Genomic DNA, 12,885 nt, shown 5'->3' with positions numbered 1-12,885 from the left:
GGCCGGCCCCCCACCCGCTGTCGGGGCGCGGCGGGGCGCCAGTGTTAACCCGCGACTCCTCAGGCGGGCGCGGCCCGGGGGGGGGGGCCCCCCCGCCCCCCCCCGCTCCGGCGCACCAGCTCGAACCGCTGCCCGCAGTCGGCGCTCTGGGCGCCAACTACAACGAGAACCTGGACCAGCTGACCTACCGCGAGCTGCAGTCGGCGCGCGACAGCTGGGTCCGCGGCTTCTATGCGCTGCCCGAAGCCGACACGGTCCCGCCGGAGAACAGCGAGACCATCAAGGTGATCCGGGACGCGCATCAGCGCGGCTACAAGACCCTGCTCAGCCTGAAGTTCCCGAAGACCAACCAGTCCTTCCCACGACCGGGTAGCCCCGAAATGGCCGCCGAGCTCGCCCGGCTGGACCGCGTGCTGCCGTTGGTCCTCGGCACGGTGGACGTGCTCACGATCGGCAACGAGCCGTTCATCGAGAGCCTGCCGGCCGAGCGTGACCAGCGACTGAACGAGTTCTACGAAACCGTCGCCCGGCACGTCATCGAGAAGAACAAAGCAACGACAACCCACCTGTACCTGGGCGCGCTGAACCGCCTGGACCTCCCGCAGAACCGCACGCCGACCGTCGAGCGGTACCTGCGTTTCGTCCGCGAGACACCCGAGCTCGAAGGCGTCGACCTGCACCCACACGTTCCCACCGAGGCCGCGACCCAGGCCTTTCTGGACTACACCCTGCCCAAGCTGAGGTCTGACCAGACATTCCTGGTCACCGAGTTCTCCCTGGTCTGGTACTGGCAGCAGCACCTGAAAGACCCGATCCCCGCGGCCTTCGCCAAGCGCTACGGCTACGCGGCCGACACGCAGGTCTGGCAGGTGATCGGTGATGCGATCAAGAACCCGTTCCCCTCGCACCAGTGGAACGAGTTCCTCGAGAGCAGCCCGTGGTTCGAGTCCAAGAAGCATTTCCTGCGCGACCAGATGGACCGCTTCCGCGCGACCGGCCGGCTCGCCGTCGCGACGTACGGCTTCCGGCAGATCCCGTCGATGACGTCCGACTGGAGTGCCAACAAGGTGCCGTGGTTGCTGAACAGCGTGTACGCGACGCTGACCGTGCAGCCGCGCGGCGACGGGATGTCGACTCCGGGCTACGCCTGGATCGACGACTTCCGCGCCCTGCAGTGACCATCCGTGGGGCCCCGCGCCGGGGCCCCACGGATCACGCGTTGTACGTCGACTCGTCCAGTCCGCTCATTGACGGGTCATAAGCGACTTCGCCGACGTCGTACATGGACGTCATCCAGTGGTAGAAGTTGTCGCCGCGATCGCGCAGCACCGTGTAGAGCCGGCGCAGCATCCGGGACCGTACGTCGGCCTGCTCCGGGTGCTCGTACACGTTGAGCAACTCGTCGGGATCCAGCTCGAGATCGTAGAGCTCGTTCACCGAGTCCGGGTTCACCACCAGCTTGTACCGGTCCGTGCGCAGCATCCGCTGTGGATACGGGAAGTGGTGCCCGTGGAACTCGCAGACGATGTCGTCGTCCCACTCGGCCGGCTCGCCACCCACCAGCGGGAGCAGGCTGCGCGAGTCGGTCGCGGGCTTCGCGTCGATCCCGGCCAGCTCCAGAATGGTCGCCGTACAGTCGAGCAGGCTGACGAACTCGTCGCGTACGACGCCCTCGGGCTGACCCGGGACGCGCAGCAGACCAGGCGTCCGGTAGATGTCCTCGTACATCGCCGGACCCTTGTCGTGCAGCCGGTGTGACCCGGTGAACTCCCCGTGGTCGCAGGTGAAGAACACCGCGGTGTCGTCGACGAGACCGAGCTCCTGCATCTTCGCCATCACGCGCCCGATCTCGAAGTCGATCAGCGCGACGTACCCCTGGTAGATCGCGATCAGCTTGCGCGTCGTCTCGATCGGCATCGTGTCGAACGTCCAGTGCGCGCTGTAGTTCTTCTGCACCGGCGGCTTGCCCTGGAACGTCTCGGCCACCGACCGCGGCAGCTCGACGTCCGCGGGATCGATCATGTCGAAGTACTCGTCGGGCAGGATGTACGGCAGGTGCGGCCCGAAGAAATGCAGTGCCAGGAAAAACGGCTGCTCATCGTCCGCGGCGTACCGCTCGAGCGTTTCGATCGCCCGCGTGGCGAGGTAGTGCTCGAACGTCGCCTCCACCGGCTGGTGGAGCCGGGCGGCGAGCAGGTTGCCCGGCCCGCCGTTCGGCAGCGTCCCGCGGATCCGGTCCGAGATCTCGTACGGCGGGAGTCCCCGCTCCTCGAGATACGCCAGGTAGTCCGGGTGATCGACCGGGTTGTGCCAGCCCGGCAGGTCGGGACCGTCGAAACCGAAGTCACCGGCCGACTTGTTGGTCCCGACGTGCCACTTGCCGATCAGGCCGCAGCTGTAGCCGACATCGCGCAACGCCTGGGAGAACGTGAACGTCCCCTCGCCGAGATCCTCCAGGTAGCCGACGTTGCGCTCGTAGTTCGCCAGCAGCTTGTGCCGGAACGGTGCCTGCCCGGTGAGCAGGCTGGCGCGGGCCGGCGTACAGATCGCGGTCGGCGTGTACCAGCGGTCGAACGTCGTCCCGGTGCGGGCCAGTTCGTCCAGGTTCGGGGTCGTGCCGAGGTTGTTGCCGTAGGCACCGAGCGTGTCCGCCCGGTGCTGGTCGGTCATCAGGAACAGGATGTTCTTCCGGTCGGTCACTTGGCCCCCGCCGCGGTGAACAGGTCGCCGGTGTAGTACGTCTTCGGGTCGACCTTGGTCTTCAGTTTGCCGGCCTGCACGAAGTAGTCGTCCATCCCGTTCAGCCATTTGTCGATCGTACCGTCTTTGGTCTTCGCGTCCAGGTCGTCGACCGACAGCACCTTGACGTTGCTCGCGTCGGCCTTCACCTGGTCGGCCGGCACGTTCAGCATCTTCGCGGTCAGCTCGATCGACTTGTCCATGTTCGCGGAGCGGTAGGCCATCGCGTCCCGCAGTACGGCGATCGTCTTCTCGGTCTTGTCCTTCTGGTCGGAGACCACCTTGTTGCCGGCCACGAACGCGGTCGGGAAGGACACCTGGGACTCGAAGTCGGAGTTCTTCGCGAGCTCGGTCAGGTCCGGCACCTGCTTCTTGATGGTGCCGATCGCCGGGTACCAGAAGCCGGCCGCGTCGATCTTCTTGGACGCGAACGCGGACACGATCGTCGAGGCGTCCATGGTGACCACCTTCACGTCCTGCTTGGTCATCCCGGCCTTCTTCAGCGCCAGCGTCAGGATCATGTCACCCGACGTGCCTTCGGGTACGCCGACGGTCTTGCCGCGGAGCTGGTCGATCGAGTCGGTGCCGGAGCGGGCGATCACCCGGTCGGCGTTGCCCAGCGTGTTGATCGCGATCACCTTCGCCTGCCCGGACGCCGGCAGCCAGAACGCACCCGGGCCGATGTAGCCGTAGTCGAGGTCGCCGGTGCCGAGCGCCTGGATCTGCAGCGGGCCGTTGGTGAAGACCTTCGTGTCCGCCTTCAGGCCGTGCTTCTGCCAGAGCTTCTGGTCGTTCGCGATCGCCAGCAGGCTGGTGCCGTTGTAGTCCGCGATGTAGCCGAAGTTCACCTGCTCCAGGGGCTTACCGTCCGCTGCCTTGTCGTCGGACCCGCCGCAGCCGGCGAGGGTGAGCGCGAGGGCCACGGCTCCCGCCGCCAGCGCCGTCAGTTTGCGTGAAAGTGTCATCAGGAGGTCCTTTGGATCGTTGCGGAGTCGGCCGCGGTGGGGCCGTCCTGGTGGTAGACGGAGTGCCAGACACGGTTGCGCAGATCGGCGAACTCGGGACTGAGCCGGAACTCCTCCGACCGGGGATAGGGCAGGTCGACGTTGATGACGTCGTAGATCCGCCCCGGCCGCGCGGCCATCACGACGACGCGGTTCGCCAGGAAGACCGCTTCGTCGACGTCGTGGGTGATGAACATGACCGTGCGCTGCTCCTGGCTCCAGGTCTCCAGCAGCTGCTCCTGGAGCTTGACCCGGGTCAGCGCGTCCAGCGCCCCGAACGGTTCGTCCATCAACAGGATCGACGGGTTCACGGCGTACGCGCGGGCGATCGCGCAGCGCTGCCGCATCCCGCCGGACAGCATCTTCGGCAGCGCATCGGCGAAGTCGCTGAGCCCGACCATGTCGATGAAGTGCTGCGCCCGCTCGCGCCGTTCGTCCTTGCGTATACCCGCGGTCTTGAGCCCGAACTCGACGTTCTTCCGGACCGTCAGCCACGGGAACAGCGCGTACTGCTGGAAGATCACGCCACGCTCCGGGCCCGGCCCCGACACCGGTACGTCGTCCACCAGTGCCCGGCCCGCGGTCGGTTCCTCGAGGCCGGCGAGGATGTTCATCAGCGTGCTCTTGCCGCAGCCCGACGGCCCAACGACGGTGATGAACTCGTTGTCCGCGATGTCGAGCGACACCTGGTCCAGCGCGGTGAATGTCTCCTTGCCGAGAGCAAAGGTCTTGGTCACGGACTGGACAGAGATCTTGGCGTTCATCGGCGTTCCTGCCATCCGGTGAGCTTGCGTTCGGCCATCAGCAGCAGGCGGTCCATCAGCAGACCGAGGATGCCGATCGAGATCAGGCCGACGAAGATCGTCGGCAGGTCGTAGTACAGCTGCGCGTTCTGCATCCGGAAGCCGAGGCCCTGCTGGGCGGCGATCAGCTCAGCGGCGACCAGGGTGGCCCAGGCCGAGCCGAGCCCGACCCGCATCCCGACGAGGATGAACGGCGTCGACGCCGGTACGACGACCCGCGCGAAGATGCCGAGGTCCTTGGACCCCAACACCCGCGCGGCGTTGATCAGCGTCTTGTCGACGTTGACGACCCCTTGGAACGTCGAGATCACGCACGCCAGGAACGCGGCCAGGAAGATGACGAAGATCTTCGGTGCCTCGCCGATCCCCATCAGCACGATGGCCAGCGGGATGATCGCCAGCGGCGGGACGGTCCGGAAGAACTGGATCCACGGCTCGACCAGTCCGCGCAGGACGGCGTACCAGCCCATCAGGAAACCGACCGGGACGGCGACCGCGGTGCCGAGCGCGAAACCGATCAGGACCCGGGTGAGGCTGGCCAGGATGTCCTTGCCCAGCGTGCCGTTGCCGATCAGCGTCGCGGCCTGCGAGACCACCTCGGGCGGTGTCGGCAGCTTCAGGCCGGCGAGCGCGAGGATCCACCACAGGGCGATGCCCAATCCGATCGAGATCGCGTTCAGCAGCAGGGGGAGGCCGCCGGATCGGGCCCGGGTCTTGCCGCCGGCCCGGTCGCGCGGCTTGGTGCCGCGGGCTGTCTGGTCACTGATGACGGCCATCGGCCACTCCTTGGGTCGCGGTTCGCGGGCGGACCACCGTCCGGGAACCTGTGCCGGCCGGTGCCGGCGTTTCGGGGTAGCCCGCCAGCAACGGCGAGCTGTGGAAGACGGCGGCCAGCGCACCGAGGGCGCCGTCGTCGTCGGAGAGGTACGCCGCCCGTACACCGGGCGAGGCGGCGCCGGGGAAGAGTTCGTAGGTGACTGTCGCCGCGGCCTGCTGGATGATCACGGGCGCGATCCGGGTGATTTCGCCGCCGATCACGATCTCGGACGGGTTCAGAGCCATCCCGACGGCTGCCAGCACCTTGCCGACCGCGGCGGAGGCGTCGCGCAGCACGCGGTCGGCGACCGGGTGCGAGCGGGCCACGGCGGTCGCGAGGTCGTCGAGGGTGTCGACGGCGAGGCCCGCGGCCCGGCAGGCGGCCAGGATCGCCGGAGCCGACGCGACGGTCTCGAGGCAGCCGGTCTTGCCACACCGGCACCGCTCGCCGTCCGCGTGCACGGTCACGTGCCCGAGTTCGCCGGCGAGACCGGCCGAACCAGAGACCAGGCGGCCGCCCACCACCAGTCCGCCGCCGACGCCGTCGGACAGCCGCACGTACAGCAGGTTCTCGATCGCCTTCTCGCCGAAGATCGCCTCGGCGAGCGCCGCCAGCCGGGTGTTGTTGTCGACGATCACCGGTGCACCGAACCGCTCGCAGAACGCCTCGTCGACCGACGCCTCGTGGAACCCGTCCGCGGCTGCGCGGTGTGACGGGAAGCCGCGGACGTCCGGCTTGCCCGAGTACGGCCCGGGGATGCCGATGCCGACACCTTGCAGTGCGCCGTAGTGGACGCCGTACTGCGTGCTGAGCCGTTCGAGCAGCCGGAACGCGACCTCGAGCCGGGTGGGCCAGTCGACTCGGTCTTCGTACCGGTCCGATCCGGAGGCGACGATCTCGTGCGAGGCGTCGGCGACCACGACGTGAACCCGGCGGTGACCGAAGTCCACGCCCATGAACTGGCCGGACGCCGGGTCCAGGGCCAGCCGTTCCGCCGGGCGGCCGCTGCCTTCCCGATCCGCGGCGTCGGTGTCGATCACGACGATCGCGCCGCGCTGCAGCAGGCTGCCGGTGATCTCGGACAGCGTCGTACGGGACAGCCCGACCGCGTGGGCGATCTGGTTCCGGCTGAGCGCGCCCTGCGCGCGCAGCACCTGGAGGACCCGCTCTTCGTGGGTCCTCCGCACGAGTGCCTGAACTCCTGGCTGCGTCTGCACGACCGTGACGCTAAGAACCCGGAATTTTTCCGTCAACAGTCCGACAAAAAACCTCGTGGATTCCGCCGAACGCTGGCGCAAACCGGGAATCGGCTGCGACAGGGCGGTGCCAGCGCCGTGTGCGCCGTGCGTGCGCCGCCGGTGACACGGTGCAGTTGTGCCTGGGACAACCAGGTCGAAGAAGGGAGAATCTCATGTACGACGTAGTCATAGTCGGTGCCGGACCTGTCGGACTGTTTCTGGCGTGCGAGCTGGGGCTCGCCGGCGCCTCCGTGCTGGTGCTGGAGCGCGAGCAGGACAAACAGTCGCCGTGGCGGACCTGGCCGCTGGGGATGCGCGGGCTGACCTCGGTGTCGATCGAGGCGTTCGCCCGGCGCGGTCTGCTGGACGCGCTGCGGTCGGGATCCAAAGGCGAGGGGCTCCGAGGTGGCGGCCACTTCGCCGGGATGATGCTGGACGGTGACAAGGTCGAGCCGCTGCCGTACCGGCTGCCGAGTGCGCTCCCGCACGTGATGCTGACGAGCCTCGACGCGGTGGAGACGGTGCTCGCGGAGCGGGCGGCCGAGTTGGGTGTCGAGATCGTGTACGGCGCCGACGTTTCAGGCGTCACGCAGTACGACGATCACGTGGTCGTGAGCGCCGGTGAGACGGAGTACGCGGGGCGGTGGGTGGCCGGATGTGACGGCGGGCGGAGCACGGTGCGCCGGCTGGTGGGCTTCGAGTTCGTCGGGACGCCGCCGCAGTTCACCGGGTACATCGTGCACGGCACGATGCCCGATGCGGAGAAGTTGAAGCCGGGCTTCAACCCGACGCCGTACGGGATGTACATCGTGATGCAGGCCGAAGGGCATGTCGCGATGTCCGACTTCGACGGTGGTGCGTTCGACCGTTCACAGGAGCTGACGCGGGACCATCTGCAGGAGGTACTGCGGCGTGTGTCGGGGACCGATGTCACGTTGACCGACGTCTACCGGGCGTCGAGTTTCACCGATCGCGCGCTGCAGGCCACGACGTACCGGAACGGGCGGGTGTTGCTGGCCGGCGATGCCGCGCACGTCCACGCACCGCTGGGTGGTCAGGGACTCAACACGGGCCTCGGTGATGCGATGAACCTCGGATGGAAACTCGCAGCGACCGTCCGCGGGGAGGCGCCGGACGGGCTGCTCGACACGTACACCGACGAGCGGCATCCGATCGGTGCCTGGGTGCTCGACTGGACCCGGGCGCAGACCGCCGTGCTGAAGCCGGGCCCGAACGCGGCCGCGCTGCAGAACGTGATGCGCGACCTGCTCGACACGCGCGACGGGACCTCGTACGTGGCCCACAAGCTCTCCGGTACAACGTTCCGCTACGACCTCGGCAGCGAGCACCCGCTGGTCGGCCGCACCGCCCCGAACTTCACGTTCCACGACGGCAGCACCCTCGCCGACCTGATGCCCGACGGCCGCGGCCTGCTTCTCGACTTCACCGGCAGCCTGCAGGACCACGAAGGCCGCTTCCGGTACGTCGCCGCGCGCCCGGTCGACGACCTCGGTCTGAAGGCGATCCTGATCCGCCCCGACGGCGTCATCGCCTGGGCCGACGGCGACGACTCACTCGACGACGCGGCGCGGCGCTGGTTCTGACCTGACGGACTGCTGCAAGCGGACGGGGCCCGGGCCGTCCGCGCGCAGGGTGTCGTCAGGATTCAGGAGCGCGCAGGCTTTCATCGACAGGCAGCCGCACCCGATGCAGCCGGTCAGTTCGTGCTCCAGGTCTTCGAGGATTCGGCGACGCGCCTCGAGCTGGCGTTTCCAGGCACGGGACATGCGCTGCCAGTCCGCGTGAGTCGGCGCGTGATCCTGCGGGAGGCCGGCGAAGACGACGCTCAGGTCGGACAGGGGTACGCCGAGGCGCCTGGCGACGATGATCAGGGAGATGCGGCGCAGCATGTGGCGGGCGTAAACGCGTTGGTTGCAGGCGTTGCGCGAGGAGTGGATCAACCCTTTGCGCTCGTAGAAATGCAGCGCGGACGCCGGAACGCCGGTACGCCGGATCACTTCGCCGATCCCGAGGGGAACGTTGGTGTCCACGCGCTTGTCCATCGTGAGCGCGACGCTATGGCCTCAACCACGGTTGAGGTCAACAGCCGCGGTCGACTTGCGCTCAACCCTGGTTGAGGCTCTGAGCTGGCGTCATGAGCGCAACGAGTACGAGCACCGGGTCGACCGTCGGAGCCGCGGCCCCAACCCTCTGTGTGGTGCTGGCCGGCGTCGTGCTGGTCGCGATGTCGATCTCCGGCACGGCGGTGGCCCTGCCGAGCATCGGGAACGACCTCGGCACCGCGGGATCGCCGCTGAACTGGGTGGTCGCGGGCTACAACCTGGCCTTCGCCGCGATGACCCTGGTGGCGGGGTCGGCCGCGGACCGGATCGGTCGCCGCCGGGTGTTCGTCGTCGCCGCGACCGTCTTCGCGATCGGCTTCCTGGGCGCCGCGGCCGGCCGGTCCATCGTGGTCGTCGACGTGGCACGGATCGTCTCCGGCGCCGGCGGTGCGGGCATCATGGCTGCGGGCGGTGCGCTGCTCGCCTCGGCGTACGACGGCGTCGCTCGTCATCGTGCCTTCGCTCTGATGGGCACCATGGCCGGCGTCGGGATCGCGAGCGGACCGACGCTGTCCGGTCTGCTGGTCACGGCCGCCGGCTGGCGCGGCAGCTTCGGCGTCTTCGCGGCCATCGGCCTGCTCATCGCAGGCGCCGCGATCCGGGGGCCCGAGTCACGCTCGCCCGGTGGCTCCACCGACTGGCTCGGCAGTCTGCTGTTCGTCGCGGCATTGTCGGCCCTGATGTACGCCGTCCTCGAAGCACCCGGCGTCGGATGGGCCGCGCCCCGGATCGTCACCGCTTTCGTCGTCGCCTTGCTGGCTCTGTCGGCCTTCGTGATCGTCCAGCGGCGCACCAAGTCGCCGGTCCTGTCTCCCGCGCTGATGGCGAATCGTGGCTTCCTGGGGTGGAGCTTCGCCACGTTGACGACGTCGATCGGGTTCCTGGGTGTCCTGGTGTTCCTGCCGACGTACCTCCAGGCCGCCGCCGGTCTGAGCCCAGCTGCCGCAGGCCTGGCGATGCTGCTCCTGACCGCACCGGTCCTGCTGGTACCGATGATCGCTGTCAGCTTGGTGAACAAGGGGATCTCGGCCCGGGCGGTGATCCTGATCGCGCTGGCATCAGTTGTCTGCGGCAACCTGTCGCTGACCGTGGTGCGGCCCGGCAATACCGTCGCTGTCGTCGCGGTGCCGCTGCTCCTGATCGGCATCGGCATGGGCGCATCGTTCGGCATCACCGACGGGCAGGCGATGAGCCTGGTCCCGGCCACCAGCGTGGGGATGGCGGCCGGCTTTCTCAACACTCTCCGCGGCGCCGCGGAAGCCCTGGTCATCGCGGGTTTCAGCGCCTCCCTTCTCGGCCTTCTCGGGACCAAGCTCGACGCCGGCCGCGCTCAGGCGGCAGCCGTCAGTTCGGGCCACCTCGGTGACCAGGCAGCCGCCGAACTGGATGCCTTCACCTGGTCCTGGCAGGTGACGCAGATCGGCATCAGCGCCGTCTGCCTGGTCCTGAGCGTGGCCGTCGCGGCCCTGATCCTCGGGGACCGGTCCTCGTCGTGATGCTGTTCGCGTCCTCACGCGTGGTGCAGGGTGATGTTGCCGCCGTGGGTGCGGGCGCGGACGGCGACGGTGTGGGTGGGGGCGGCCGGGGTCTCGACGGTGTTGAAGACGCGGCCGACCGAGGTGTGGGCGTCGAGGGCGGCGGCGGTTCCTTCGGGGATGCCGACCGCCACCTCGCCGGTGGCCGTGTACAGGTCGACGGTGCCGGTGCCGAGGGTCCCGACGCGGATGTCACCGCTGGCGGTGCGGACGTGGACCTGTGCGCTCGCGGCGTCGACGGTGATGTCGCCGGTCGCCGACTTGGCCCTCAGCGCGCCGATGACCGTACCGATCTTGATGTCACCGTTCGCGGTCTTCAGCTCGCAGGCGCCGACCGCGCCGGTGACGACGTACTCGCCCTTGGCGGTGTAGCCCTGGACGTCGGACCCGGTCGGCAGCTCGATCACGATCTCCACCGAGCCGTACCGCTTGCTGAAGATCGACCGCAGCTTCGGGTGCTTGACCTGCAGTTTCCCGTCGGTGAAGTCGACGACGACCTGCTCGGCGGCCTTCACGTCCAGCTCCCAGGCCGGGTCGGTCGGGCGGACGCTGACGACTGTGTCGGTGCGCTCCGACGCCCGGATCGTGATGTTGCCGAAGATGATGTCGATGCTCGCGGAGATCGGTGCGGGGGTGCTGAAGGTGGACATCGTCGGCTCCTGAGTGTGCGTCCGGTTGATGACGACCACTCTGGTCGGCGGTCCTGACACCGCACCGCCACGCGCTCCGGACACCACGCCTGACACCGCCTGACACGGTGTAGGCGGCGTGTCAGGTGCGTGTCAGGACGGCCGCCGAAGGTGTTCCCATGACAACTTCGGCGATCGCGGTCCACGGACTGCGCAAGGCATTCGGTGACAAGACCGTGCTCGACGGCATCGACCTCGAGGTCCCCGCGGGCACCGTCTTCTCCCTGCTCGGCCCGAACGGCGCCGGCAAGACGACAACCGTCAACGTGCTCACCACGCTGACCACGGCGGACGGCGGAACGGTCCAGGTGGCCGGCCACGACGTCGCGTCCCAGGCCAAGGCGGTCCGGTCGACGATCGGCGTCACCGGTCAGTTCGCGGCCGTCGACGAGCTGCTCACCGGCCGCGAGAACCTGCAGTTGATGGTCGACCTGACCCCGGCCGCGAAGAAGGGGGCCGTCGACGAACTCCTGGCGCGCTTCGACCTGGTCGAGGCGGCGGACAAGGCAGCCTCGACGTACTCCGGGGGTATGCGCCGCAAGCTCGACCTGGCGATGACGCTGGTCGGCGACCCGCGGATCATCTTCCTCGACGAGCCGACCACGGGTCTGGACCCGCGCAGCCGGCGGACGATGTGGACGATCGTCCGCGAACTGGTTGCCGACGGCGTGACGATCTTCCTCACCACGCAGTACCTCGACGAGGCCGACGAACTGGCCGACCGGATCGCCGTCCTCGACAAGGGCCGGTTGGTTGCCCAGGGCACCCCGGACGAGCTGAAGCGGCTGATCCCCGGCACCCACGTCCGGTTCCGGTTCAGCTCGGTCGCGGAGCTCGACGAGGCCGCGCAACTGTTGCCGAACGCCACCAAGGACGAGGACGCGCTGACGCTCCGGGTCCCGAGCGACGGCGGCACCAAGTCGGTCCGTGCACTGCTCGAGCGCCTCGACGAGGCCTCGCTGGAGGCCGACGAGTTCTCCGTCCACACCCCCGATCTCGACGACGTTTTCCTGGCCTTGACGGGTCACGACACCGCGGAGGTAGTCGCGAAATGAAGAACCCCTCGATGGTGATGCTGCGCCGCAACTTCAAGCACATCGCCCGCAACCCCACTTCGGTGTTCAACGCCGTGCTGATGCCGGTCGTGGTCATGCTGATGTTCGTCTACATGCTCGGCGACGCCTTCAGCGTCGGTGTCCCGTACGTCGACTACGCGACGCCCGGCATGCTCCTCCTGGCGGTCTGCTACGGACTCGGCTCGGTGGCGACCTCGGTGAACTCCGACATGACCAAGGGCATCATCAACCGCTTCAAGGTGATGGACGTACCGCGCGGTGCGGTGCTGACCGGGCACGTGATCGCCAGCCTGCTGACCAACGTGATCGCGATCGCGGCGATCATCGGCGTCGCCTTCGCCCTGGGCTTCAACCCGTCCGCGAGCTTCACCGAGTGGCTCGGGGTGATCGGTCTCGTCGTACTGCTCGGGCTCGCCCTCGGTTGGCTCACCGTCGCCCTCGGGCTGTCGGCGAAGACGCCGGAGACCGCCGGCCTGGCCTCGGTGCCGTTGGTGATGCTGCCGTTCTTCAGCAGCGCGATCGTGCCGGCGGACAAGATGGGTGCGGGCGTGAAGCAGTTCGCCGAGTACCAGCCGTTCACGCCGATCATCGAGAGCCTGCGCGGGCTGCTCAACGGGTCGGCCGCGACCGGTGACCTGCTGGCCGCGCTGGCCTGGCTCGTCGGGATCGCCGTGGTCGGCTACGTCTGGGCGACCTCGACCTTCAAGAAGCGAGCGTAACCGCGACCAGCTCCTGCCAGCTCGCCGTTCGTCCCTCGTCCGGGGGCGCGGGGGTTCCCCGGTGGACCCCCCCCCGGCCGCGGTGGCGGACCCTAACCCGGCCGCGCCCGCGGGAGGGGGGCGGCCGGCCCCCCCCCGCGCC

General features: G+C 68.6%; 12 protein-coding genes. 5 read left to right on the top strand and 7 right to left on the bottom strand.

Going from position 1 to position 12,885, the window contains the following annotated elements; all coding sequences use genetic code 11:
* A partial coding sequence (locus ACWGID_RS05270; protein ID WP_452194622.1) for a hypothetical protein occupies window positions 1–1,178 on the top strand: 1,178 nt, incomplete at its 5' end.
* Between the two features lie 34 nt (window positions 1,179–1,212).
* Here the strand turns inward: ACWGID_RS05270 and ACWGID_RS05265 are convergent.
* From ACWGID_RS05265 to ACWGID_RS05245, 5 genes are read right to left on the bottom strand one after another with little or no spacing between them, the layout of a single operon-like run.
* Window positions 1,213–2,700 carry a sulfatase-like hydrolase/transferase gene (locus tag ACWGID_RS05265; protein WP_452194620.1) on the bottom strand — a complete coding sequence of 496 codons (1,488 nt, stop codon included), beginning with the start codon at window positions 2,698–2,700 and terminating at the stop codon, window positions 1,213–1,215.
* Complete coding sequence (locus tag ACWGID_RS05260) at window positions 2,697–3,704, bottom strand: aliphatic sulfonate ABC transporter substrate-binding protein (RefSeq protein ID WP_452194618.1); 1,008 nt, start codon at window positions 3,702–3,704, stop codon at window positions 2,697–2,699. The genes ACWGID_RS05265 and ACWGID_RS05260 overlap by 4 nt, the downstream gene beginning before the upstream one ends.
* A complete protein-coding gene (locus ACWGID_RS05255; protein ID WP_452194616.1) occupies window positions 3,704–4,507 on the bottom strand; it encodes an ABC transporter ATP-binding protein in 804 nt (267 codons plus the stop codon). The genes ACWGID_RS05260 and ACWGID_RS05255 overlap by 1 nt, the downstream gene beginning before the upstream one ends.
* Window positions 4,504–5,322 carry an ABC transporter permease gene (locus tag ACWGID_RS05250; RefSeq protein ID WP_452194614.1) on the bottom strand — a complete coding sequence of 273 codons (819 nt, stop codon included), beginning with the start codon at window positions 5,320–5,322 and terminating at the stop codon, window positions 4,504–4,506. Before ACWGID_RS05250 ends, ACWGID_RS05255 begins: the two co-directional genes overlap by 4 nt.
* Window positions 5,306–6,580 (bottom strand): ROK family transcriptional regulator, encoded by a 1,275-nt coding sequence (locus ACWGID_RS05245; RefSeq protein ID WP_452194613.1) that lies wholly within the window; start codon window positions 6,578–6,580, stop codon window positions 5,306–5,308. Before ACWGID_RS05245 ends, ACWGID_RS05250 begins: the two co-directional genes overlap by 17 nt.
* Window positions 6,581–6,774: 194 nt before the next feature.
* Between ACWGID_RS05245 and ACWGID_RS05240 the strand changes: the two genes are divergently transcribed.
* Complete coding sequence (locus ACWGID_RS05240; RefSeq protein ID WP_452194611.1) at window positions 6,775–8,205, top strand: FAD-dependent monooxygenase; 1,431 nt, start codon at window positions 6,775–6,777, stop codon at window positions 8,203–8,205.
* On the opposite strand, the gene soxR is transcribed toward ACWGID_RS05240, so the two are convergent.
* Window positions 8,173–8,664, bottom strand: coding sequence for a redox-sensitive transcriptional activator SoxR (gene soxR / locus ACWGID_RS05235; RefSeq protein WP_452194609.1), 492 nt, complete (start codon window positions 8,662–8,664; stop codon window positions 8,173–8,175). The two genes, ACWGID_RS05240 and soxR, sit on opposite strands and share 33 nt — an antisense overlap.
* A 92-nt stretch (window positions 8,665–8,756) precedes the next feature.
* Here soxR and ACWGID_RS05230 point away from each other — a divergent pair, with 92 nt between their 5' ends.
* On the top strand, window positions 8,757–10,220 hold the full coding sequence (locus ACWGID_RS05230; protein WP_452194608.1) for an MFS transporter: 1,464 nt from the start codon (window positions 8,757–8,759) through the stop codon (window positions 10,218–10,220).
* A gap of 14 nt (window positions 10,221–10,234) precedes the next feature.
* Here ACWGID_RS05230 and ACWGID_RS05225 read toward each other — a convergent pair whose 3' ends face one another.
* Window positions 10,235–10,909, bottom strand: a complete 675-nt coding sequence (locus tag ACWGID_RS05225) for a DUF4097 family beta strand repeat-containing protein (RefSeq protein WP_452194606.1) — start codon at window positions 10,907–10,909, stop codon at window positions 10,235–10,237.
* A gap of 158 nt (window positions 10,910–11,067) precedes the next feature.
* On the opposite strand from ACWGID_RS05225, the gene ACWGID_RS05220 reads away from it, so the two are divergent.
* Window positions 11,068–12,003, top strand: coding sequence for an ATP-binding cassette domain-containing protein (locus ACWGID_RS05220; RefSeq protein WP_452194605.1), 936 nt, complete (start codon window positions 11,068–11,070; stop codon window positions 12,001–12,003).
* A complete protein-coding gene (locus ACWGID_RS05215; protein ID WP_452194603.1) occupies window positions 12,000–12,743 on the top strand; it encodes an ABC transporter permease in 744 nt (247 codons plus the stop codon). The genes ACWGID_RS05220 and ACWGID_RS05215 overlap by 4 nt, the downstream gene beginning before the upstream one ends.
* The last annotated feature ends 142 nt before the right edge of the window (window positions 12,744–12,885 follow it).

Source organism: Kribbella sp. NPDC054772 (genome assembly GCF_053611945.1).
This window is presented reverse-complemented; position numbering and strand designations above follow the sequence as displayed.

Coding starts and splice junctions, on each gene's coding strand:
- ACWGID_RS05240 (WP_452194611.1), top strand. CDS start 6,775: ATGTACGACGTAGTCATAGTCGGTGCCGGACCTGTCGGACTGTTTCTG.
- soxR (WP_452194609.1), bottom strand. CDS start 8,664: ATGGACAAGCGCGTGGACACCAACGTTCCCCTCGGGATCGGCGAAGTG.
- ACWGID_RS05250 (WP_452194614.1), bottom strand. CDS start 5,322: ATGGCCGTCATCAGTGACCAGACAGCCCGCGGCACCAAGCCGCGCGAC.
- ACWGID_RS05230 (WP_452194608.1), top strand. CDS start 8,757: ATGAGCGCAACGAGTACGAGCACCGGGTCGACCGTCGGAGCCGCGGCC.
- ACWGID_RS05215 (WP_452194603.1), top strand. CDS start 12,000: ATGAAGAACCCCTCGATGGTGATGCTGCGCCGCAACTTCAAGCACATC.
- ACWGID_RS05255 (WP_452194616.1), bottom strand. CDS start 4,507: ATGAACGCCAAGATCTCTGTCCAGTCCGTGACCAAGACCTTTGCTCTC.
- ACWGID_RS05225 (WP_452194606.1), bottom strand. CDS start 10,909: ATGTCCACCTTCAGCACCCCCGCACCGATCTCCGCGAGCATCGACATC.
- ACWGID_RS05220 (WP_452194605.1), top strand. CDS start 11,068: ATGACAACTTCGGCGATCGCGGTCCACGGACTGCGCAAGGCATTCGGT.
- ACWGID_RS05260 (WP_452194618.1), bottom strand. CDS start 3,704: ATGACACTTTCACGCAAACTGACGGCGCTGGCGGCGGGAGCCGTGGCC.